The 2,180-nt window shown below is 58.5% G+C and carries 1 protein-coding gene and 1 pseudogene; both read right to left on the bottom strand.

Features of this window, described 5'->3' with window-relative positions:
• Nucleotides 1-265 precede the first annotated feature (265 nt).
• Complete coding sequence (locus A8G00_RS24630; protein ID WP_008832040.1) at nt 266-820, bottom strand: hypothetical protein; 555 nt, start codon at nt 818-820, stop codon at nt 266-268.
• A gap of 242 nt (nt 821-1,062) precedes the next feature.
• Nucleotides 1,063-2,077, bottom strand: a pseudogene (locus A8G00_RS24625) (Tn3 family transposase); the annotation flags it as partial.
• Nucleotides 2,078-2,180 lie beyond the last annotated feature (103 nt).

Genomic DNA, 2,180 nt, shown 5'->3' with positions numbered 1-2,180 from the left:
CCTGGGGATGTATCTGCACCATCACGAAACCTCATCAGCAAGGACGGCAAAGCGCCACGCGTGATCCGCGATGGCATTCTTTACCATATCCCAATGATGTGTCGCAACCAGACAGCTAGTCCAGTCGTAGAAGCTATTACCACCCTTTGATTCCCTAGTTCAGATGCCTGCACGTATGCCGAACGATCACCATGGGACGCTCGCATCACGATCTAACGGTGATGAAAAGCCATCGTGCTTGCCTATAGAAGGCAAGGAACGCGAGTCACACCCCGGAGCGCAGGGCACGGCGCGCTTCCTCAGTGATGGCGTACATGACCTGACGCTGCGCGCCGCGATTGTGATGATCGACCCGATATCCTTGATATCGCCTTTGGACTAATCCGGCTCGAACCAGTTCTGAGACGGCGCGACTGACGTTAGTTCGACCGGAAATCCGGATGCGCTCGCGTACCAGATCGTCGATCAAGGCGCCTGCTGCCGCGCTATCTTCTGGTAGCGCATTATCGTCCTCCAGCGCGCGTCGAACCTTTCCGGCGATCGCGAGCCGGCGGGGATCGCGCTGGGCGACCGGGGTCAGAGCGTCAGATAACCAGTCTCGAACCGGAATCCGCGTCTCGCCCGCTCGGACGAACGGACCGGCCGAGCCAGTTTTCGCACTCAATTGCGCGATCAGATTCAGCACCATGAAGCTGTACCGGGGGCGCTCGCAAAAGTCGGCCAGTCGCTCGAGGATACCAGGCACGTCGAGCACCGGTTGTTCCGAAACGCTGGCCGGTTCCGAGGTCGCCTCTGTGGCAAAAAGATCAGGCTGAAACATCAGAACATTTGAAGCACAATAAGAACGGAATGTGAATCCGTTATCGACCGGCTAAGGCGGTTGGACCAGTCGTGGCACTTCACCGAAGCGCAGCGGCTATTAGAGCGTGAGGTCACTAACTCGCTAGATCCTCGCTACCCACAGAACTGAGGACCGTGGCACTTTACCGACGGGTGAAGTGCCGCGGTTGGCATGCGATGTCCTCCGCAAAATACGGGCCGTTTGCGGGAGGGAGCGAAATCCTACGCTAAGGATTTTGGCCAGCGATATTCGCCGGTGAGGTTGATTTGCTCCCAAACCAGCGGTGAGAAATGGGCGAGGAGATCGGGTGGGACGGTAGCGCCATTAGCGGATCGACCGGTGACGACATCGCTGAGCTTAATCTTATTCCAGAAGATGATGATGGCGGCGAGGAAGTTCATGCCGGCGATGTGATAATGCTGACCTTCACCCGATCGGTCCCGGATTTCACCGCGCCGATGGAAGCTGATGGCGCGCTTCAGCGCATGATGGGCTTCACCTTTTTTGAGGCCGATCTGGGCCTCGCGCTGCAAACCGGCGTCTAGAGTCCAGTCGATCATGAACAGCGCCCGTTCGACAAGACCGACTTCCCAAAGGGCAAGGGCCAGCTCATTTTGACGAGGATATGAAGCCAGCTTCCGCAGAATCTGGCTGGGGGCGACAATGTCGGCGGCGATCGTGGCCATGACCCGCAGGATGTCGGGCCAGTTCCGCTCGATGAGGGGCTCATTGATCTTCCCGCCTACCAGACCCCGCACATTGGCCGGCGTCGCACCGGGGGTAAAGGCATAGTGTCTTTTCTGTTGCAGGTCGCGGATGCGTGGCGCGAACCTGTAGCCGAGAAGCGAGCAGGCGACGAAGACGTGATCGGTAAATTCGCCCGTATCGGCAATGTGCTGACGGACATGGCGGCCTGCGTCATTCATGAGCAGCCCGTCGAGAATATAGGGTGCCTTTGCTGACGGTCGCCGGGATGACCTGGGTAGCAAACGGCGCGTATTGATCAGAGACATGGCTGTATCCTTTCAAGCCTGGGACATTGCCGTATTTGGCGTTGACCATGTTCATCGCTTCGCCCCGCTCGGTCGCGAGGAAGAACTGTCCGTCGCTGGAGGCGGAGTGCCCCTGTCCCCAGAACGCGGCCATGGGTAGATCGGCATGTGCCTCCAAGATCAAGGCGAGCGCCCGATCATAGGCCCTGCCTTCAACATGCCAACGCGCGCTCCGCAGCAATTGGACACCTTCTGTCATTGGGTGCGGGACTGCAAGGTAGATCGACTTGGGGTTCATGCTTCTGTCCGTGATCGACGCGTGGTCGTCACATGATGCGGTCGGAAAA

It is taken from the genome of Sphingobium sp. SA916 (assembly GCF_002894065.1).
In the GTDB taxonomy this organism is placed as follows: domain Bacteria; phylum Pseudomonadota; class Alphaproteobacteria; order Sphingomonadales; family Sphingomonadaceae; genus Sphingobium; species Sphingobium fuliginis.
Note: the sequence above shows the minus strand (reverse complement) of the source record. Positions and strands in the feature narration are given on the sequence as shown.